Origin of the sequence: Pseudomonas sp. UBT (assembly GCF_050915955.1) — a bacterium.
In the GTDB taxonomy this organism is placed as follows: domain Bacteria; phylum Pseudomonadota; class Gammaproteobacteria; order Pseudomonadales; family Pseudomonadaceae; genus Aquipseudomonas; species Aquipseudomonas antarctica_A.
On sequence record NZ_CP168081.1, the window covers coordinates 173,757 to 192,204 of the forward strand.

Here is an 18,448-nt window from a genome sequence, read left to right on the forward strand (position 1 = left end):
AAACACCCACCTATCGGAGAATCACGATGAACCCGACCAAGACCGCGCTGGTTTTAATTGAGTTCCAGAACGATTTCACCACCCCAGGCGGAGTCTTTCACGACGCCGTCAAAGACGTCATGCACCAAACCGACATGCTGGCGAACACCGCGACCACCCTCCAACAGGCACGCAAGCTGGGCGTGAAGATCATTCACATGCCGATCCAATTTGCCGAGGGCTACCCCGAGCTGACGAACCGCTCCTACGGGATTCTCAAAGGCGTGGCAGACGGCAGCGCCTTTCGCGCGGGCAGCTGGGGCGCCGAGATCAGCGACGCGCTGAAGCGTGAACCTGCCGATATCGTGGTAGAGGGCAAACGCGGGCTGGACGCTTTTGCCACCACCGGCCTGGACCTGGTATTGCGTAACAATGGCATCCAGAACCTGGTTGTCGCGGGCTTTCTGACTAACTGCTGTGTCGAAGGCACGGTTCGATCAGGTTATGAAAAGGGCTACGACGTCGTCACGTTGACCGACTGCACCGCGACCTTCAGTCAGGAGCAACAACATGCCGCCGAGAACTTCACTCTACCGATGTTTTCGCAGACGCTAAAACACACCCAGTTTCTGCAAGCGTTGAACGCTGCGCAGTCCTGAAATAGGTTTACACCTGTTGCGCCCCAACGCCCGATGCAGCGCATCGGGCGTTGGGGCGTTCATCGACGAGTCAATAAGCGCCTTCGGCCCCTAAAGCATCGGTGAATGGCTGACCACCCGCAGCGCCAGGCCTTCGTAGGCATCCAGCGTGATGGTGAAATCCCCCTCGGCGGTGAGATCGCCTTCAACCCGCTCATTGATGATGTCCACCACGGGCCCCGGCGCGATGTCGGGCAAATGCAGGGTTTCAGTGATCGGTGTGGCGCCGAAGTTAAGCGCAGTGATTTGCGTGCCCTTCCCTGCCGGCAGCTCGTGAACCATGATCAGCAACCCAGGATGCTCGACATCCGGCACCAGAATCTGGCGGCTGGCGGCGATACCGTAGGCATTGCGCACCGCGAGGATCTTCTGCAACTGTGAGGCAAATGACTCCGGGTCCTGCAATTGGCTGTTGAGGCTGCCATACAAGGTTTTAGAGCGCGGCATTTGCCCTGCGGACAGCTCGGCATCCGGGTTCAAGTCCACCAGGTCATAGGCACCTCGATGGATCCAGCGGGTGTCCCCATCGCCCGTCAAGTGCGCAACCTCATCGGCCGCCAACGGCAACGCCCCCACCAAATCCCAGCCGGACAAGGCGAACACCCCGGGCTGCATGGCGTTGTACAGCACCAACAACAAATGGATCTGCCGGATTTGCTGGACATCGGCCGGTGTAATCGCCTCCAGGTCACGAATGCCAAGGGCGGCGGTGATAATGCTCGCGGTGGTGCAAGACACACCGTTGGTCACGAACTTGAGGTTATACGGCGCATGGTCGCCGGCGAGGCGCTCATACATCTGCTCGCGAATATGCTCGCGCAGGATGTTGCCGGGGAAGGTCTGGCCTTGATAGAGGTAGCTGTCGTGGGCGTGCAAGGTCCAGAAGTGCACCAGTTCCAGGGTCAACTCATCATGATTCTGCAAGGCATGGATGAGCGAACCGGGGTCGATCCCCTGGCTGTGCATCTCACGCAACATCAGGCGCAGGAACTCGGTGTCGCCCATCAGCAACGCATGCTGATAAGCCGGCCGGGTGATGAAGTCATAGGAAAGATCGGCGCCGCCGTGGGACATGGCCGCGATATCGTCCACGGTGAGGTTCAGCTCTTGAAAACTGAACCCGCCCGCCTTACGGATCGCCCCGCCCAATAACTGGTTGCCGGTGATAGACAGCGGATGGCTCTCCGACCAGGCGGTGCCATCCAACTTGCGCTCCACGCCGAGAAATCCGTTGGCGTCGAGGCGCAGGATCTTGGCGCCCATCACATCAATCGCATGCAGGGCGTCGCCGATGATCATCTGCTGCGCCGCAAACGACGGGTCCAGCCAGTTAAGCGACGGTTGGCCTTCCTTGAAGTAATGCAGGTAAACCCAGCGGCGCGGCTTGCCATCCACGCCCATAACCACTGGTGTTGCGCTCCAGTCGGTTTCCTTTACGCCGGGCTCGAAGAAGATCACCCGCTGCAACTGGCCGACGATGTAATGCTTGTCGCGCAGCGCATCCACCTGCAGCGGGCTGAGGTTCTGCGCATCACGGCCCTCGGCTACTTCGGGTAGCAGCGGCCAGTCCTCTTCGCGGATTTCCACCATGTGGTACAGGCCGGGATAGTCCTCATACGCCATCTCGGCCAGGCGAAAATCGGCGCCCTTGCCGGTATGGGACGGAATCACGTCGTCAATGATCACCGCATTGTGCGCGGCGGCCATGCGCGTCAGCGCCTGCAACTGTGCCTCGGTGCCCAGTCGCGGGTCGATGTCAAAACTGATGCGGTCGAAATTACCGTCGATGGTCGGGGTATGCCGTGTGCCGGAAAGCCCGCCGGACTTTTTCAGCGGGCCATTGTGAATGCCCTGGATGCCGATCTTCGACAACGCATGCCACAGGCTTTCATCCCCGAGCGCCTCAAGCACCGTGCCATGCTCACGGGTCACAATCGACGCCGGGTACGCGGTAAACCACACCGACGACAAGGCGGTGGCATCACGGGGCCGGGTATGCGCATACGGCTGCTGCCACAACCGCCCCTGGCCCGAATAGAGCTTGGCCCGTTGGCGCGCCGCGTTGAGCATCGATTGTTGCACCAGCCAGTTCACATGATCGTTGTCAGCCGCCGTCATAAGCCCAATACCTGTGTTCGTGAAAAGGTTACTCGTAAGCATAGGAGGGGCGACGGGGGCGATTCGTTGCATCGCAATGCGCGCAACTACTCCAGCTGGCGATATTGCCGTGGCGTAAACCCGGTCAACGCCTTGAACTGGCGGGTGAATGCACTGTGGTCGGTGTACCCGCAGTGCAACGCCACGTCGGTGATGGGCATGTCGGTGTGCAGTAACCGATGCGCATGCTCCAGACGCACTTTTTGGATCATCTGCCGTGGCGTCAGGTGGAACACGCGTTTGCAATAGCGTTCCAGCTGCGCCACGGAAATCCCGGCGATTCGCGTCAGTTCGCCAAGGGTGACGCGCCGGTTGAAATGCTGGCGGATGTGCTCATCCACAGCGGCCAGACGCTGGTACGCCGGGTGCGTTTCACTGGCGGACTGGAGGTCAACCGAGATACCGGCCAAGCCGATGATCTGCCCGACATGGTTATACAGCGGCCATTTATGGGTCAGGCACCAGCCCGGTTCACGGCTGCCGTAGAGATGCAGTTCAAGCTGATCTTCAAGCACGAACCCCTGCTCCAGCACGCGCCGGTCCTGCTCGGTGTAACCCGGCCCCAGTTGTGCGGGGAACACCTCGGCGCTGGTCTTGCCGAGCAGCGGTTGCAGCTGTTTGAGGCCACAGCGTTGCACCAGGGTACGGTTGGCGAGCAGGTAGCGGGCGTCGATGTCCTTGATGAAAATCGCGGCATTGGGGATCACGTCCAGCAGGGGCAATAGCTGCACCGCTCCGGCCAATAGCTGTTCGATGCTGTGGGGGCGATCCCCCTGGAAAAGGGCCGCAAACGCGCTCTGCACCATGGCTTTGATTGCTCATTTATTCGTCGACGCCAGGCAGATTGCGCCATCTGCGAGGCACTGTCGAGCACGGTAAATTGTGCTGAATTCGTCATCCATCACCGTGCAAAACATCAATCGCCGCCACATTCATGGGTTCACGATAGCGCCACTGCATGCCTATCCAATAACTCACAAGAAGGCGCCGCCATGTCTGCTCAAGGCAAGTTCAAGAAACAACTTTCACTGATGGACCTCACCTTTATCGGGCTGGGCGCCATCTTTGGTTCGGGCTGGTTGTTCGCGGCCAGCCACGTGTCCGCGATCGCCGGGCCTGCCGGGATTATTTCCTGGTTGATCGGCGGTTTCGCCGTGCTGCTGCTGGGCATTGTGTATTGCGAACTCGGCGCCGCCCTGCCCCGTGCCGGTGGCGTAGTGCGTTACCCGGTGTACTCCCATGGCCCGCTGCTGGGCTACCTGATGGGTTTTATCACGCTGATCGCGTTCTCAAGCCTGGTGGCGATTGAAGTGGTCGCCTCGCGCCAATACGCCGCGGCCTGGTTTCCCGAGCTGACCAAGGTCGGCTCCAGCGACCCGACCACCCTCGGCTGGCTGGTGCAGTTCGCCCTGCTGTGCCTGTTTTTTATCCTCAACTACCGCAGCGTAAAGACCTTCGCCATCGCCAATAACCTGGTGAGCGTGTTCAAGTTCATCGTGCCGTTGCTGGTGATCGGCGTGCTGTTCACCTTCTTCAAACCGGCGAACTTTCAGGTACAGGGTTTTGCGCCGTTCGGCTTGTCGGGCATTGAAATGGCGGTGTCGGCCGGCGGGGTGATTTTTGCTTACCTGGGCCTGACGCCGATCATCTCGGTGGCCAGTGAAGTGAAGAACCCGCAACGCACCATTCCGATCGCGCTGATTCTGTCGGTGCTGCTGTCGACGGCCATTTATGTGCTGCTGCAAACCGCGTTCCTTGGGGGCGTGCCCACCGAGATGCTCGCCGACGGCTGGGCTGGCATCAGCAAGGAACTGGCGCTGCCGTATCGCGATATCGCCCTGGCCTTGGGCGTGGGTTGGCTGGCCTATCTGGTGGTGGCCGATGCGGTGATCTCCCCCAGCGGCTGCGGCAATATCTACATGAACGCCACCCCGCGTGTGGTGTACGGCTGGGCGCAGACCGGTACGTTCTTCAAGCTCTTCACGCGTATCGATGAAAAATCCGGCATCCCGCGCCCGGCGTTGTGGCTGACCTTTGGCCTGTCGGTGTTCTGGACCCTGCCGTTCCCGTCCTGGGAAGCACTGATTAATGTGGTGTCCGCAGCGCTGATCCTCAGTTACGCCGTCGCCCCGGTCACCGTGGCTGCGTTGCGCCGCAATGCTCCGGGCATGGCGCGGCCGTTCCGGGTCAAGGGCATGGCGGTGCTGGGTCCGCTGTCGTTCATCATCGCGGCACTGATCGTCTACTGGTCGGGCTGGAGCACTGTGTCATGGCTGCTTGGCCTGCAAATCCTCATGTTTGGGGTGTACCTGCTGTGCGCGCGCTGGGTGCCGACTGCGCACCTGAACCTCAAACAACAAGTGCGCTCGTCGGCTTGGCTGATCGGCTTCTACGCGGTGACCATCCTGCTGTCCAAGCTCGGCAGTTTCGGCGGTATCGGGGTGATCAGCCACCCGTTTGACACGCTGGTGGTCGCGGTCTGCGCCTTGGGTATTTATTACTGGGGCGCCGCAACCGGCGTGCCTGCGCACCTCGTGCGCCTGGAACATGAAGACGACGAAAGCGAGACCGTCAGCGAGCCTCACCACAACGCCTCCCTGTCCCCGGCCACAAACTGAATGGAGCGTCTTATGAAACGGCTGCACGTTATCGACTCCCACACCGGCGGCGAACCCACGCGCCTGGTCATGACCGGTTTTCCTGAGCTCACGGGCAGCACCATCGCCGCCCAGCTCGACAACCTGCGCACCGAGCACGATCAATGGCGGCGCGCCTGCCTGCTGGAACCGCGCGGCAATGACGTACTGGTCGGCGCGCTGTACTGCGAGCCGGTCACGCCGGGGGCTACGTGCGGGGTGATCTTTTTCAATAACGCCGGCTACCTCGGCATGTGCGGCCACGGCACCCTCGGCCTGGTCGCCTCCTTGCACCACCTGGGGCGCATCGAGCCTGGCGTGCACACCATCGACACGCCGGTCGGCCCCGTTGCAGCCACCTTGCACGAAGACGGCGCCGTGACCCTGCGCAATGTGCCCGCCTACCGCTATCGCCAGCAGGTGCCGGTAGACGTGCCTGGCCATGGGACGATCTGTGGCGATATCGCCTGGGGCGGCAACTGGTTTTTCCTGGTGTCGGAGCATGGCCAAACGCTGCAAATGGACAATGTCGACGCCCTCACCGACTACACCTGGGCGATGCTCAAGGCCCTGGAGACTCAAGGCATTCACGGGGCAGAGGGCGCGCTGATCGACCATATCGAGCTGTTCGCCGACGACGCCCATGCCGACAGCCGCAACTTTGTGATGTGCCCCGGCAAGGCCTACGACCGCTCGCCATGCGGCACCGGCACCAGCGCCAAACTCGCGTGCCTGGCCGCCGATGGAAAACTCGCCCCCGGCGCGCCGTGGTTACAAGCCAGCATCACCGGCAGCCAATTCGAAGCCCGTTATGAATGGGATGGCGAGCGCATTCGCCCTTTCATCACCGGCCGCGCGTACATGACCGCCGACAGCACCCTGCTGATCGACGAGCAAGACCCTTTCGCCTGGGGCATCTGAGCCCCCGATCTATAGTCCAAGGAGTTAGAACCATGAGCGACAACATCTTCACCGGTTGCATCCCCGCGCTGATGACCCCGTGCACCGCCGAGCGCAAGCCGGACTTCGACGCTCTGGTTGCCAAGGGCCGCGAGCTGGTTGATATCGGCATGAGCGCCGTGGTGTATTGCGGTTCCATGGGTGATTGGCCGCTATTGACCGAAGCCGAGCGCCAGGAAGGTGTGGCCCGCCTGGTTGCCGCCGGTGTGCCGACCATCGTCGGCACCGGCGCGGTGAACAGCCGTGAGGCGGTGGCACACGCAGCCCATGCGGCCAACGTCGGTGCCCATGGCTTGATGGTGATCCCGCGTGTGCTGTCCCGTGGTGCGTCTGCAACGGCGCAAAAAGCGCACTTCTCGGCCATCCTCAAGGCCGCGCCCAACCTGCCGGCGGTGATCTACAACAGCCCGTACTACGGCTTCGCCACCCGCGCCGAACTGTTCTTCGAACTGCGCCGCGAACACCCGAACCTGATTGGCTTCAAGGAATTCGGCGGCGCTGCCGACCTGCGCTACGCGGCGGAAAACATCACCTCCCAGGACGATAACGTGACCCTGATGGTCGGCGTCGACACCCAAGTGGTGCACGGTTTCGTCAACTGCAACGCCACCGGCGCTATCACCGGCATCGGCAACGCCTTGCCACGGGAAGTGCTGCAATTGGTTGCCCTGAGCAAGCTGGCGGCCAAAGGCGACGCCAAGGCCCGACGCCTGGCCCGTGAACTGGAAGCCGCGCTGGCCGTGCTGTCGTCCTTCGATGAAGGCTGCGATCTGGTGCTGTATTACAAGCACTTGATGGTGCTCAACGGTGACCAGGGCTACGCCCTGCACTTCAACCAAACCGACACGCTCAGCGATGCCCAGCGGCACTACGCCGAGAACCAGTACGCGCTGTTCCGCCAGTGGTACAGCAACTGGTCGGCTGAACAGAACATCGACTGATCGCTTAGCGCCGCTGTGGCGCTCACAGCGGCCAACCCTTTTTTACCAGGACGACCCCATGACTCTGACGGGCAAGATGCTGATCGGTCAGCGCGCAATTTCCGGCAATCGCGAAGCGATCCGGGCCATCAACCCTGCGACCGGCACGCCAATGGAACCTGCCTACGCCGGCGGCCATGGCGAGCACGTTGAGCACGCGTGCGCGCTGGCGTGGGCAGCTTTCGACACTTACCGAGAAACCTCACTGGCGGATCGCGCCGCGTTTCTTGACGCCATTGCGGACAATATTGAAGCCCTCGGCGATGCGTTGATCGAACGCGCCGTGGCCGAAACCGGCCTGCCACGCCCACGCATTCAGGGCGAACGCGGCCGTACGTGCGGGCAGTTGCGAACCTTTGCCCGTGCGGTGCGCGCCGGCGAATGGCTGGATGTGCGCGTGGACACGGCGCAGCCTGAACGGCAGCCACTGCCACGTGCCGACCTTCGTCAACGGCATATCCCGCTGGGGCCCGTGGCCGTGTTTGGCGCGAGTAATTTCCCGCTGGCGTTCTCGGTAGCGGGCGGTGATACCGCCTCCGCATTCGCGGCCGGTTGCCCGGTGATCGTCAAGGCCCACGGGGCTCATCCCGGCACCAGTGAGCTGGTCGGGCGCGCAGTGGCCAAGGCGGTCATAGACTGTGGTTTGCCGGAAGGTGTGTTTTCGCTGCTGTACGGTTCAGGCCGCGAAGTGGGCATTGCGTTGGTCACCGACCCGCGTATCAAGGCCGTCGGCTTTACCGGTTCGCGCAGCGGCGGTATCGCGCTGACCCAGGCCGCACAGGCCCGGCCGGAGCCGATTCCGGTGTATGCGGAAATGAGCTCGATCAACCCGGTGTACCTGTTTCCTGCCGCCCTGGAGGCGCGCGCGCAAAGCCTGGCTGAGGGTTTTGTGGCGTCGTTGACCCAAGGCGCCGGGCAGTTCTGTACGAATCCTGGTCTGGTGATAGCGATCGCCGGCGCGGCACTGGAGCGCTTCGTGACCACCGTGAGCGAACGGCTCCCAGGCTGTGCGGCGCAGACCATGCTGACGCCCGGCATTTTCAGTGCCTACTCCGCCGGCGTGAGCGCACTGGCAGAACACGCACAGATCGCCGCAAAAGGCTTGGCGGCCGAAGGTCCCAACCAAGGCCAGGCACAGGTGTTCATCACCCGGGCCGACGCGTTTTTAACCCAGGAACAGCTGCAAGCGGAAGTGTTCGGCGCGACCTCCCTGGTGGTGGTGTGCGCCAACGATGAGGAAGTACATCAGGTTTCCGAGCACCTGGAAGGCCAACTGACCGCCACGTTGCATCTGGATGAAGATGACCTTGCACGGGCCAAAGCTTTGCTCCCTGTTCTGGAGCGCAAGGCCGGTCGCCTGCTGGTCAACGGCTGGCCGACGGGCGTGGAAGTCTGCGACGCCATGGTTCATGGCGGACCCTTCCCCGCGACGTCCGATTCACGCAGCACTTCGGTTGGCACGGCGGCGATCCTGCGATTCCTGCGCCCGGTGTGCTACCAGGATGTCCCGGACAGTTTGCTGCCGAGCGCCCTGCAACACGGCAACCCGCTGCTGTTGCGGCGGTTGCTCAATGGCCAGAGAGAGGCTTAGGCCATGCCTGACTCCAACTCAGCAGATATCGCGGTCATCGGCGCCGGCATCATTGGCGTCGCTTGCGCCCTGCAATTGGCGCGTCAAGGTCGGCGGGTGGTCGTCATCGACCCACAGGACCCCGGCATGGGCGCCTCCTACGGCAACGCCGGGCACCTGGCGACCGAGCAGGTTTTTCCGATTGCCGACGTGTCAATCCTCAAACGCCTGCCCGCCATGCTGATGGACCCTATGGGCCCATTGCGCCTGGACTGGAAATACCTGCCCCGCGCCCTGCCCTGGTTTGTGCGCCTGCTGCTGAACCTGCGTCCGGCGAACTATCGGCGCACGGTCGCAGGCATTCGCGCACTGAATGAGGCCAGCCTGGGCGCGTGGCAACGCTTGCTGCACAGCATCGACCGGGCACACCTGTTGCGCGAAGACGGCTCGTTATTGGTGTTTGAGCGCGCAGCGTCACGTGCCGCGATCGATGCGCTGCGCCAGCGCATGCAGCAACAAAATGTGCCGGTGGATGACTGGTCGGGTACAGCGGTGCGCAACGCGGCGCCACAGTTGAGCGATGAGATACAAGGCGGATTGTTCTTCCCTGGTACCGGGCACTTTCTTGACCCTTACACGGTGGTGTGCGAACTGGTGAATGCCGCCCGGGCCAACGGTGTGCAATTTATCAAGCAGCACGTCCTGGATGGGCGGCTGGAGTCAGAGGGTGTGTCGCTGCTGACCGAACAAGGCACGCTGACTGCGCGCCAGGTACTGATCGCCTGCGGCGCACACTCGGCCAAACTCACCGCTGCACTGACCGGCAAAAAAGTCCCGCTGGACACCGAGCGCGGCTATCACCTGATGCTGCCGTTTGAGCAACACCGCCTGCCCTTTGCCGTCACCTCGTTCGAACGCAAGTTCATCATGACGCCCATGGCCACAGGCTTACGCCTGGCAGGCACCGTCGAATTCGCCGGGCTCGATCGCCCGGCAAATATGCAACGCGCGTGGCAGTTGCACCGGCTGAGCAAGGGCTTGTTTCGCCACGACCTCAACGTACAAGGCGCCACACCGTGGATGGGGTTTCGACCGTCGCTGCCTGACTCGCTGCCGATCATTGATCGGGTGTGCAATGGCAAGGTGTTGCTTGCGTTCGGGCACCAGCATTTGGGCTTGACGCAGGCCGCGGTGACCGCGGAAATCGTGGTGCAGCTGGCAGCCTCAACGCCGTCGCTATCGGGCCTGCCGGCGCTTGAGTGCTTTCGGTTGGACCGCTTCCAGGCAAACCCGCTGCGTGAAGTTTTTTAGTGACCGGCTGGGGATGCGGCCAATAAAGCATCGGCCGTCGCTTGGATTTCATCGCGCATCCACAGCGTTTCCAGCCAGCCTGCCGGGATACCTTGAACGCCATAGTAAGCGCCCGCCAACTGGCCGACGATGGCCGCCGTGGTATCCGCATCATCCCCCAGATTCGCGGCGGCGAGCACGGCAAGCGATCTGAAAACGTTATAGACATCAGCAATCCTTGATAAACATCCGTCCAAATAAAAAGCCAAGCGTGCTCATGCTACTTGACCAACCGCTTCTCCTTGGAAGGGCGATACCCGAAATACGCGCTATAGCACTTGCTGAAATGACTCGGCGAGACAAACCCGCACGCCACCAGCACATCCACTTGCGACAGTTCTGTGTGCTGCAACAAGCGCCGCGCTTCGGTTACACGCAGTTCCATGTAATAGCGTTGTGGTGTGGTGCCCAGTTGCTCTTTGAACAGTCGCTCAAGCTGGCGGCGCGAGCGGCCGGCGTAAACGGCCAGTTGGTCCAGCTCCAGGGGTTCTTCGAGGTTGGCGTCCATCAGTTTGACCACTTCACGCAGCGGCGCGCTAACGCAGACATTTTCCGTCGGTTTGATGCGTCGGTAGCGCGATTCTTCGAAGGCGAGGATGTCTTCGATGCCTTCGACCAACGCCTTGCCGTGCAAACCTTTGATCCAATCCAGCGCCATGTGGAAAGCGCCCGAGGGGCTGGACGCGGTCAGTCGGTCGCGGTCGATCACGTAGGGTTCGCTGGTGACCTGGGCGGCCTTGGACACTTCCGCCAGCGCCGGGCGATGCTCCGGGTGGATAGCACAACGGTAGCCCTGCAGCAGCCCGGCGCGGCCCAGGAACCAGGAGCCGTTCCACAAACCGGCGAGGCTGACACCTTGTTCGGCGGCGCTGCGCAATAGATGGATAAAATCGTCGCCCGCTTTGAGTTCGGTGCGAAAGCCGCCGCAGACGACCAATAAGTCCAGGTCCGGCAGCACCGACAGCGCCAGGCGTGCATCGGGGCGGATCACCAGGCCCAGGTCGCTGATGACTTCGCCATCGCCGCAACCAAACGTACGGGTGGCAAACAGCTCGGGGCGAAGCAGGTTGGCGGTGATGAGCGTATCGAGGGTCTGGGTGAATGCGGGCAGGGAGAAGTGTTCGAGCAGCAAAAAACCGACGCGCGTGACCTGCGACGGCGGCTGGGCGTTTTCATTCAGGTAGCGCAGGTTCTTGCCTTGCATGCCACCGCTGAACTGGCGTCTTTCCATCGAGGGTTGGCCCACTCTTATTGTTGATGCAGTGGGCGCTATCTTAGGGGCAAATGCGGGAGCTGTCCCAGTGCATTGCCGCGAAGGGTAATGCCTGATCTTTAGAAAACCGCCGGCCTTTCGGCCCCGCAACCTCGCAGTTGTCGGACCATCTGATACGGTTTTTTCTTTGCTATCTGCGCCTGTATCGAAATGACGCCGAAGCGGACAATGGGCGCCATCCCGACATTCCCGTCGCTCCCCTTCCCTTCGGAGGCCTTATGACCAAGATGGCAATTTTTCTGTTCGGCTTTTTGGTGTTGACCATCGGCATTGGCTTGCTGGCGACCATCTCGCCGGTGTGACCCCGAAACCGGCCGGGCCGCTTGCGGGGTCATCTACGCACCCGATCAACTGACAAAGAGCATCGGGTACAACGACAACACCAACAACCCGGCCATCGACCAATTGAACACTCTTATCCAGCGTGGCTCGCGCAAGACATTACGCAGGCCGGTGCCGAAGCCTGCCCATACGCACACGCTGGGCAAGTTGACCACTGCAAACACCAGGGCAATCACCAGCACGTTGGTCACGTAACCCTCAGCCGGCGTATAGGTGGTGATCGCGCCCAGCGCCATGATCCATGCCTTGGGGTTGACCCATTGAAATGCGGCTGCGCCTAAAAAGGTCATGGGCTTGCCGTGCTCACCACTGCTGTCGGACATGCCCCCGGACGTCGCAATCTTCCACGCCAGGTACAGCAAGTACGTCGCGCCCACATAGCGCAACACGGTGTAGGCCCAAGGGAAGAGCTTGAACACTTCACCCAGGCCCAGGCCTACCGATATCACCAACAGCATGAAACCAATACTGATCCCCAACGCATGGGGAATCGACCGGCGGAACCCGAAATTCACCCCTGACGCGAGCAACATCGTGTTGTTGGGCCCTGGGGTAATTGAAGACACGAAGGCAAACAGCACAAAGGCTGACAGCAGGCTGGTAGACATGAACATGGCGCGGCATCCAAGCGGTGATGGTATGCCTGCGACAGTAGTCGGTTGCGGTCACAACCGCCCCGTACAGCTAGGGGTGGATCGAGGAATACACTTTGGCCCTAGTCAAAAATAGTCCATCAGGTTTACCACGGATAACGAGGCTTCACCTCGACTGGAAACGGTTCCCGACGACTGCACCGGGAGCCGTTTATCTTGGCTGACAACACACGTGGCTCAGTTTTGTGGCCGTTGCTTGGTCGAGTCCAGTTCGGCTTTTTTACCCGTGGAAATCTCGGTAATTTGCGCGGACTTGGCGATGGCGAAATCGAACGTGTCCTGCATTTTGGCAATGGCGTCGGTCGATGTGCCGTTCAACCCGCCATTGGCGGCCCAATCGAAGTTCCACACCCCCGAAAGGTTATCAGCACCGGCCACATCGTGGGTTTCGATGGCGGTGAACACATCCGGATGGCGCTCCATGTACTTGGCAGCGTCGGATACCTCCGTGGGCACCTTGCCGGAGGCATTGTTGGCCAACTGCGTCAGCTCTTGCTTGGTAATCGCTGACTTGCCCGTCTGGCGCATATAGTCGGCAATGACCTTGCTGGACTTGGCAATGTTCAACTTGTCATCGAACGTAGACGGTGAGGACTTTGGAGTGTTCGGCCCGCCGGCCGTGGGCGTTACGGTAGTAGACATCGGCGCTGCTCCCTCAATGGAACGAATGAAATCGTCGTGCTGACGATACCCCGACGCGGACGTTAGCATGGGCAAAGGGCCATTCTTCACGCTTCACAACATTTCACAACGGCAGGCCGGTTTTCGCCGCGTATTCGGTGGTTTAACCACGACAATTCTTGCGTCATCCAGGCCTTGCGCAAGGACGCAAACCTGGGCGGCACAGGGTCCGCTTTGCTCGGCAAAGTGCGTAAGCGTTACCGGTCGTCTGACGATACCGCCGGGGGCTTGCAGTGCTTGATCAATCAGCGGCATCGCCTCGCACATCGCGCTGCCTGACCAGCCCTTCGAGGGTAAACCGTGCCTGTGTCAGCACCACGTCGCGCACCAGTTCCATTTCCTTCTGATTGACCTCGGCCCAGTTCAGCGCTTCCAGCAACTTGGGTTTCTGCACCCGAAACGCCAGCCCTTGGGTGAACAGCGCCATGGAATGAATCACTGTGCGTTCGTCCTCCACTGCAAAGCCGGCCAGGCGCGCGATCAGTTGGCGGATTACCCGACCAATGCGCGCCTTGAAACGGTCTTCAAAAGCGGTGGTCGCACTTTGTGGGCACAAGCCTGCCTGATGGCGATCCAGAAACGCGCGCCAGGCGGTGGTCTGTGGGCTGTCCTGAATGGTCGAAACCACAGTGCCCAAAATGCCTAACGACACGTCGATCAAGGTTTTATCGTCCGCCTCTGCATCGGCCAGCGCGCCTTCGGCGGCTTCCACGCTTGGCGCCATCTTGCGCCACAACAGCGTGATCAAGTGCTCGACACACTCCAGGTAAACGCCTTCCTTGCCGTCAAAGTAATACTGGATCGCCGGTGCATTGACCCCGGCCGCCGTGGCGATGTCGCGGGTGGACGCGCGGTCGTAACCGCGTTCACCAAACACCGCAACCGCCGCTTCGACAATGCGCGCGCGGGTTTCTTCGCCACGCTGGTAGCCACCTTCGGCGGCTGGTTTATGTCGTGCCATGTGCAGCTCCTTTCGAATACCGGACCAAAATATACCAGTTGACAAAAATTCGCGAAAAATAGAATTTATTCCATCCGTTATAAAACTGGAGTGACCCGATGTCCGCTGCACCTCCCTCCCCTCAGGTCATTCCTGAAGACACCGTCAATGGCCAGCGCAGCAAGGCGCGACGCATACTCCTGGGCATTGCCACCGTCGCGCTGTTGATCGGCCTGGGCTGGGCCGCCTGGTGGTGGCTCACCGGGCGCTTCATCGAGACCACTGATGACGCCTACCTGCAAGCCGACAGCATCAGCGTGGCACCCAAGATCAACGGCTATGTGGCCGACGTGCTGGTCAGCGACAACCAGAACGTGAAGCGCGGCGACGTGCTGGTGCGCCTGGATGCGCGCAAGTACCAGGCGGTCAGCGATGAAGCGTCAGCCACGATTGCCGCACGCAATGCCGACTACGCCAAAGCCCAGGCCGATCTGGTGCAACAGGACTCGACCATCGCCGAGGCCCGCGCCCAATTGCAAGGCGCACAAGCCGATGCGCAACATGCTCAAACCGAAGTTGCGCGCTACGCGCCGTTGGCCCGCTCGGGCGCCGAGCCGCAAGAGCGCCTGGCGCAACTCAACAACCAATTAGCTCAAGCGCGCAGCACCGTGGCGGCCAAACAAACGGCTTTGCGTTCCAGCCAGACCCGCTACGGCACGCTTGAGGCCCAACTCAAACAGGCACAGGCGCAACTCGGCGTGGCCAAGGCCAGTGAGGCGCAGAGCCAACTGGATGTCGATGATGCGGTGATTCGCAGCCCGCTGGATGGGCGTGTGGCCGATCGGGGCGTGCGTGTCGGCCAGTACGTGCAACCGGGCACCCGCCTGTTGACGGTGGTGCCGATCAGCGCGATTTACCTCACGGCCAATTACAAGGAAACCCAGATCGGCGAAATGCATCCCGGGCAGTCCGTCACGATGCATGTGGATGCATTGCCGGGGCGCAATCTGCAGGGGCATATCGACAGCCTGTCTCCCGGCACCGGCGCGCAGTTCGCTTTGCTGCCGCCGTCGAATGCCACCGGTAACTTCACCAAAATCGTGCAGCGTGTACCGGTGCGCATTGCCCTGGATATACCGGATGACCTGCGTGCGGCATTGATGCCAGGCCTGTCGGCGACCGTTGAAGTCGACACCCGCACCCACGCCGCAGATGCCAATCATGGCTGAGGCGCTGATGGCCGATGCGGTCGCAGAAAAGCCGCGCAACGCCTCGCTGACCGACTGGATCGCCGTCGCCGCCGGGGCGCTGGGCGCCTTGCTGGCGACGCTGGACGTATCGATCACCAACTCGGCACTGCCGCAGATCCAGGGCCAGATCGGCGCGACCGGCACCGAAGGCACGTGGATCGCCACCGGCTACCTGATGTCGGAAATCGTCATGATTCCCCTCGCCGCCTGGCTGACCCGCGTATTCGGCTTGCGCCGATTCCTGATTGGCACTGCCTTGATGTTCACGGCGTTTTCGATGTTCTGCGGCCTGTCCTCAAGCCTTGGCGCGATGATCGCCGGGCGCATCGGCCAGGGGTTTGCCGGCGGTGCAATGATCCCGACCGCCCAGACCATCGTGCGTACCCGCCTGCCCCCGCACCAACTGGCGATCGGCACGACGATGTTCGGCATGACCGTGATTCTCGGCCCCTTGCTGGGCCCGGTGATTGGTGGCTGGCTCACGGAAAACATCAACTGGCGCTGGTGTTTCTTTCTCAACCTGCCCATCAGCGTCGCCCTGATCACCTTGCTGATCACCGGCCTGCCAACCGAACGGATGAACCTGCAACGCTTTATCAGCGCCGACTGGCTGGGCATTCTCGGCCTGGCCATGGGCCTGAGTTCGCTCACTGTGGTGCTGGAAGAAGGCCAGCGTGAACACTGGTTTGATTCGCTGCTGATTATCTGGCTGAGCATCGCCACCGTGACCGGGTTCTTCCTGATTGCCGTCGGCCAGTTCAGGTCGAGTACGCCGATCCTGCGCCTGCAACTGGTGCTCAACAAAAGCTTTGGCAGCGTGCTGCTGATCGGTACCGCCGTGGGTGCCGGGATCTATGGCACGGCGTACCTGGTGCCGCAGTTCCTCGGCATTGTGTCCGGCTACAACGCTCAACAGGCGGGCGCCATCATGTTGTTGTCGGGGATTCCGGCGTTTCTGCTGATGCCGGTCTTGCCCAGGATGCTCGGCCGCTACGACCTGCGCTGGATGGTCGGTGCCGGCCTGTTGCTGTATTGGGCCAGTTGCTTCGTCGACACCACACTCACGACGGACAGCGTCGGCCATGACTTCGTCTGGTCCCAACTGCTGCGTGGCTTCGGGCAGATTCTGGTGATGATGCCCCTCAGCCAGTTATCGATGCGCTCGGTGGAGACCCGCGATGCCGGTGATGCCGCCGGGCTCTACAACATGTCGCGCAACCTCGGCGGCACCATCGGGCTGGCATTGCTGGGCGTGCTGATGGACCGGCGCAGCCATTTTCACGACGACATGTTGCGCGAAGGCATCCAGGCCAACAGCCAATTGGCCCAGGACCATATGACGAGCAGCGCCGCCAGCTACCTGGCACAAACCGGCGATGCGTCCACCTCACAGTTACAAGCCTTTGCGCAACTGGCCAATGACATTGCGCGACAGGCCTCGGTGATGGCCTACAACGACTCGTTTTATCTACTGGGACTCGCGATGCTGGCGTGCCTGCCCCTGATCTTCATCCTGAAAAAGCGCACGGTACCACGATGATTCCTCGCACCCTTACCGTCCTCCTGAGCGTCGCGCTGCTGTCCGCCTGCACCGTAGGCCCGGACTACCATGGCGCGCCCAGCGTGGCATCGAAAACCCTGGCGGCCGGGCGTTTGCCGCATGCCGATAACTCTGCCTCGGCCACGCCCGCAGTAGCGCAATGGTGGCGGACACTCGGCGATACGCAACTCAATGAACTGGTCGCCAAGGCCCTGCAAAACAGCCCGGACATAGCTACCGCCCAGGCACGTTTAAAACAGTCCCGCGCCAGCCTCAGTGGCGCACACGCCAACGCGATGCCCAAGGTCACGGGCGACGCGGCAATGCTCAAACTTCGCTCGCCCGACACCTCGGCACTGGGTGGCAGCAGTGGCGGCGGCCGAGGCCCATTGAGCCTGTACCTCGCCGGTTTCGACGCCAGCTGGGAAGCCGACCTGTTCGGCGGCACCCGGCGTGCCGTCGAAGCAGCCCAGGCAGAAGCCGACGCAAGCGAGGCGCAACTGGCCGATGCTCAAGTGCAACTCGCCGCCGAAATCGTCCAGGCCTACACCGACCTGCGCGACCAGCAAGCCCGTCTTGCGCTGGTCGAAGCCAGCATCGACATCGAAAACCAGGCCCTGGACCTCACCCAGCAACGCCGCGACCGGGGCGTTGCCTCGCAACTGCAACTGGAGCAGGTACTGACCCAAGCCGAAAACACCCAGGCTCAGCGTTTGCCACTGCAAGCCGCCATCGTCGAGTCCCTCGACCAACTCAGCCTGCTCTGTGGCCTGGAACCCGGCGACGTGGACAGCCAGCTCGCCACCGCCCACGCCCTGCCCGCCATCCCCAGCGCCGTACCCGTTGCCGACCCGGCGGCCCTCTTGAAGGCCCGCCCGGACATCCGCATGGCCGAGCGCAAACTGGCGTCGAGCACGGCGCAGATCGGTGAAAAAACCGCCGATTGGTTTCCAAAACTCAGCCTGATGGGCGACCTGTCCTTTTCGGCCAGCGACCCTGGGCACCTTGCGCGCAAGGACAACGGCACTTGGTTGATCCTGCCGCGGATTACCTGGAACGCCCTGGACTTCGGCCGTGTTGCTGCCAGTGTCAACGGCGCAGAGGCCGGACGTGATGAGGCGCTTGCGCAGTACAAGCGTGTGGTGCTGAGTGCGCTGCGCGATGCGGATGTGGCGTTGGCGCGCTATGGTCATCAACGCCAGAATGTCGTGCTGTTGCGCAATGTAGAATCGTCGGCAGTGCGTGCAGCCGACCTGACACGCCAGCGTTATCGTGCCGGCACGGCGAGCACGCTCGATTGGCTGGATGCGGAACGTACACGCTATCAAGCGCAAGAGAGTCGGATTTCAGGGGATGCGGAGTTGCTCAAGGATTTCGCCTCCCTGCATAAAGCGCTTGGGTTAGGCTGGACGCTGTAAAGGGCTGCAAACTCATCAACC

The 18,448-nt window shown here is 61.7% G+C and carries 16 protein-coding genes and 1 pseudogene; 10 read left to right on the forward strand and 7 right to left on the reverse strand.

Annotated features, from left to right (window positions below):
- The first annotated feature begins 26 nt into the window (after positions 1 to 26).
- The gene (locus tag ACDZ94_RS25235; protein WP_432751799.1) at positions 27 to 638 is read left to right on the forward strand and encodes a cysteine hydrolase family protein; all 612 of its coding nucleotides are present in this window, start codon (positions 27 to 29) and stop codon (positions 636 to 638) included.
- Between the two features lie 90 nt (positions 639 to 728).
- On the opposite strand, the gene treS is transcribed toward ACDZ94_RS25235, so the two are convergent.
- Positions 729 to 2,795, reverse strand: coding sequence for a maltose alpha-D-glucosyltransferase (gene treS / locus ACDZ94_RS25240; protein ID WP_432751800.1), 2,067 nt, complete (start codon positions 2,793 to 2,795; stop codon positions 729 to 731).
- 86 nt (positions 2,796 to 2,881) lie between these two features.
- Positions 2,882 to 3,640 carry a helix-turn-helix domain-containing protein gene (locus ACDZ94_RS25245; RefSeq protein ID WP_432751801.1) on the reverse strand — a complete coding sequence of 253 codons (759 nt, stop codon included), beginning with the start codon at positions 3,638 to 3,640 and terminating at the stop codon, positions 2,882 to 2,884.
- Between the two features lie 186 nt (positions 3,641 to 3,826).
- On the opposite strand from ACDZ94_RS25245, the gene ACDZ94_RS25250 reads away from it, so the two are divergent.
- Genes ACDZ94_RS25250 through ACDZ94_RS25270 form a run of 5 tightly spaced genes read left to right on the forward strand, consistent with a single transcriptional unit; the run spans position 3,827 to position 10,291 of the window.
- Positions 3,827 to 5,452 carry an APC family permease gene (locus ACDZ94_RS25250; protein ID WP_221294861.1) on the forward strand — a complete coding sequence of 542 codons (1,626 nt, stop codon included), beginning with the start codon at positions 3,827 to 3,829 and terminating at the stop codon, positions 5,450 to 5,452.
- Positions 5,453 to 5,464: 12 nt separating this feature from the next.
- Positions 5,465 to 6,391, forward strand: coding sequence for a 4-hydroxyproline epimerase (locus tag ACDZ94_RS25255; RefSeq protein ID WP_432751802.1), 927 nt, complete (start codon positions 5,465 to 5,467; stop codon positions 6,389 to 6,391).
- Between the two features lie 32 nt (positions 6,392 to 6,423).
- Positions 6,424 to 7,371 (forward strand): dihydrodipicolinate synthase family protein, encoded by a 948-nt coding sequence (locus ACDZ94_RS25260; protein WP_221294863.1) that lies wholly within the window; start codon positions 6,424 to 6,426, stop codon positions 7,369 to 7,371.
- A gap of 58 nt (positions 7,372 to 7,429) precedes the next feature.
- On the forward strand, positions 7,430 to 9,001 hold the full coding sequence (locus tag ACDZ94_RS25265) for an aldehyde dehydrogenase (NADP(+)) (protein ID WP_221294864.1): 1,572 nt from the start codon (positions 7,430 to 7,432) through the stop codon (positions 8,999 to 9,001).
- A 3-nt stretch (positions 9,002 to 9,004) separates the two neighbouring features.
- A complete protein-coding gene (locus ACDZ94_RS25270) occupies positions 9,005 to 10,291 on the forward strand; it encodes an NAD(P)/FAD-dependent oxidoreductase (RefSeq protein WP_432751803.1) in 1,287 nt (428 codons plus the stop codon).
- Here the strand turns inward: ACDZ94_RS25270 and ACDZ94_RS25275 are convergent.
- Positions 10,288 to 10,473: pseudogene (locus tag ACDZ94_RS25275) on the reverse strand (ADP-ribosylglycohydrolase family protein); the annotation flags it as partial. The gene ACDZ94_RS25270 and the pseudogene ACDZ94_RS25275 overlap by 4 nt on opposite strands.
- A 77-nt stretch (positions 10,474 to 10,550) precedes the next feature.
- On the reverse strand, positions 10,551 to 11,534 hold the full coding sequence (locus ACDZ94_RS25280; RefSeq protein ID WP_262668022.1) for a GlxA family transcriptional regulator: 984 nt from the start codon (positions 11,532 to 11,534) through the stop codon (positions 10,551 to 10,553).
- 167 nt (positions 11,535 to 11,701) lie between these two features.
- Between ACDZ94_RS25280 and ACDZ94_RS25285 the strand changes: the two genes are divergently transcribed.
- Positions 11,702 to 11,905 carry a hypothetical protein gene (locus ACDZ94_RS25285; protein WP_167353671.1) on the forward strand — a complete coding sequence of 68 codons (204 nt, stop codon included), beginning with the start codon at positions 11,702 to 11,704 and terminating at the stop codon, positions 11,903 to 11,905.
- Between the two features lie 45 nt (positions 11,906 to 11,950).
- On the opposite strand, the gene ACDZ94_RS25290 is transcribed toward ACDZ94_RS25285, so the two are convergent.
- The 3 genes from ACDZ94_RS25290 to ACDZ94_RS25300 all read right to left on the reverse strand — a co-directional run bounded on the left by ACDZ94_RS25290 (position 11,951) and on the right by ACDZ94_RS25300 (position 14,240).
- Positions 11,951 to 12,559 (reverse strand): LysE family translocator, encoded by a 609-nt coding sequence (locus ACDZ94_RS25290; protein WP_064452580.1) that lies wholly within the window; start codon positions 12,557 to 12,559, stop codon positions 11,951 to 11,953.
- Positions 12,560 to 12,775: 216 nt separating this feature from the next.
- A complete protein-coding gene (locus tag ACDZ94_RS25295; RefSeq protein ID WP_262668068.1) occupies positions 12,776 to 13,240 on the reverse strand; it encodes a hypothetical protein in 465 nt (154 codons plus the stop codon).
- 280 nt (positions 13,241 to 13,520) lie between these two features.
- Positions 13,521 to 14,240 (reverse strand): CerR family C-terminal domain-containing protein, encoded by a 720-nt coding sequence (locus ACDZ94_RS25300; RefSeq protein WP_432751804.1) that lies wholly within the window; start codon positions 14,238 to 14,240, stop codon positions 13,521 to 13,523.
- Positions 14,241 to 14,338: 98 nt separating this feature from the next.
- Here ACDZ94_RS25300 and ACDZ94_RS25305 point away from each other — a divergent pair, with 98 nt between their 5' ends.
- The 3 genes from ACDZ94_RS25305 to ACDZ94_RS25315 are packed head-to-tail and all read left to right on the forward strand — an operon-like array spanning position 14,339 to position 18,427.
- Positions 14,339 to 15,448 (forward strand): HlyD family secretion protein, encoded by a 1,110-nt coding sequence (locus ACDZ94_RS25305; RefSeq protein ID WP_432751805.1) that lies wholly within the window; start codon positions 14,339 to 14,341, stop codon positions 15,446 to 15,448.
- A complete protein-coding gene (locus tag ACDZ94_RS25310; protein WP_082895898.1) occupies positions 15,441 to 17,009 on the forward strand; it encodes a DHA2 family efflux MFS transporter permease subunit in 1,569 nt (522 codons plus the stop codon). Before ACDZ94_RS25305 ends, ACDZ94_RS25310 begins: the two co-directional genes overlap by 8 nt.
- Positions 17,006 to 18,427 carry an efflux transporter outer membrane subunit gene (locus ACDZ94_RS25315; protein WP_432751806.1) on the forward strand — a complete coding sequence of 474 codons (1,422 nt, stop codon included), beginning with the start codon at positions 17,006 to 17,008 and terminating at the stop codon, positions 18,425 to 18,427. The genes ACDZ94_RS25310 and ACDZ94_RS25315 overlap by 4 nt, the downstream gene beginning before the upstream one ends.
- The last annotated feature ends 21 nt before the right edge of the window (positions 18,428 to 18,448 follow it).

Bases quoted from the DNA above. Each gene is read 5' to 3' on its own strand.
- ACDZ94_RS25305 (WP_432751805.1), top strand. From the start codon at position 14,339: ATGTCCGCTGCACCTCCCTCCCCTCAGGTCATTCCTGAAGACACCGTC.
- ACDZ94_RS25235 (WP_432751799.1), top strand. From the start codon at position 27: ATGAACCCGACCAAGACCGCGCTGGTTTTAATTGAGTTCCAGAACGAT.
- ACDZ94_RS25310 (WP_082895898.1), top strand. From the start codon at position 15,441: ATGGCTGAGGCGCTGATGGCCGATGCGGTCGCAGAAAAGCCGCGCAAC.
- ACDZ94_RS25265 (WP_221294864.1), top strand. From the start codon at position 7,430: ATGACTCTGACGGGCAAGATGCTGATCGGTCAGCGCGCAATTTCCGGC.
- ACDZ94_RS25255 (WP_432751802.1), top strand. From the start codon at position 5,465: ATGAAACGGCTGCACGTTATCGACTCCCACACCGGCGGCGAACCCACG.
- ACDZ94_RS25300 (WP_432751804.1), bottom strand. From the start codon at position 14,240: ATGGCACGACATAAACCAGCCGCCGAAGGTGGCTACCAGCGTGGCGAA.
- ACDZ94_RS25295 (WP_262668068.1), bottom strand. From the start codon at position 13,240: ATGTCTACTACCGTAACGCCCACGGCCGGCGGGCCGAACACTCCAAAG.
- ACDZ94_RS25315 (WP_432751806.1), top strand. From the start codon at position 17,006: ATGATTCCTCGCACCCTTACCGTCCTCCTGAGCGTCGCGCTGCTGTCC.
- treS (WP_432751800.1), bottom strand. From the start codon at position 2,795: ATGACGGCGGCTGACAACGATCATGTGAACTGGCTGGTGCAACAATCG.
- ACDZ94_RS25250 (WP_221294861.1), top strand. From the start codon at position 3,827: ATGTCTGCTCAAGGCAAGTTCAAGAAACAACTTTCACTGATGGACCTC.
- ACDZ94_RS25270 (WP_432751803.1), top strand. From the start codon at position 9,005: ATGCCTGACTCCAACTCAGCAGATATCGCGGTCATCGGCGCCGGCATC.
- ACDZ94_RS25245 (WP_432751801.1), bottom strand. From the start codon at position 3,640: ATGGTGCAGAGCGCGTTTGCGGCCCTTTTCCAGGGGGATCGCCCCCAC.
- ACDZ94_RS25260 (WP_221294863.1), top strand. From the start codon at position 6,424: ATGAGCGACAACATCTTCACCGGTTGCATCCCCGCGCTGATGACCCCG.
- ACDZ94_RS25290 (WP_064452580.1), bottom strand. From the start codon at position 12,559: ATGTTCATGTCTACCAGCCTGCTGTCAGCCTTTGTGCTGTTTGCCTTC.
- ACDZ94_RS25280 (WP_262668022.1), bottom strand. From the start codon at position 11,534: ATGCAAGGCAAGAACCTGCGCTACCTGAATGAAAACGCCCAGCCGCCG.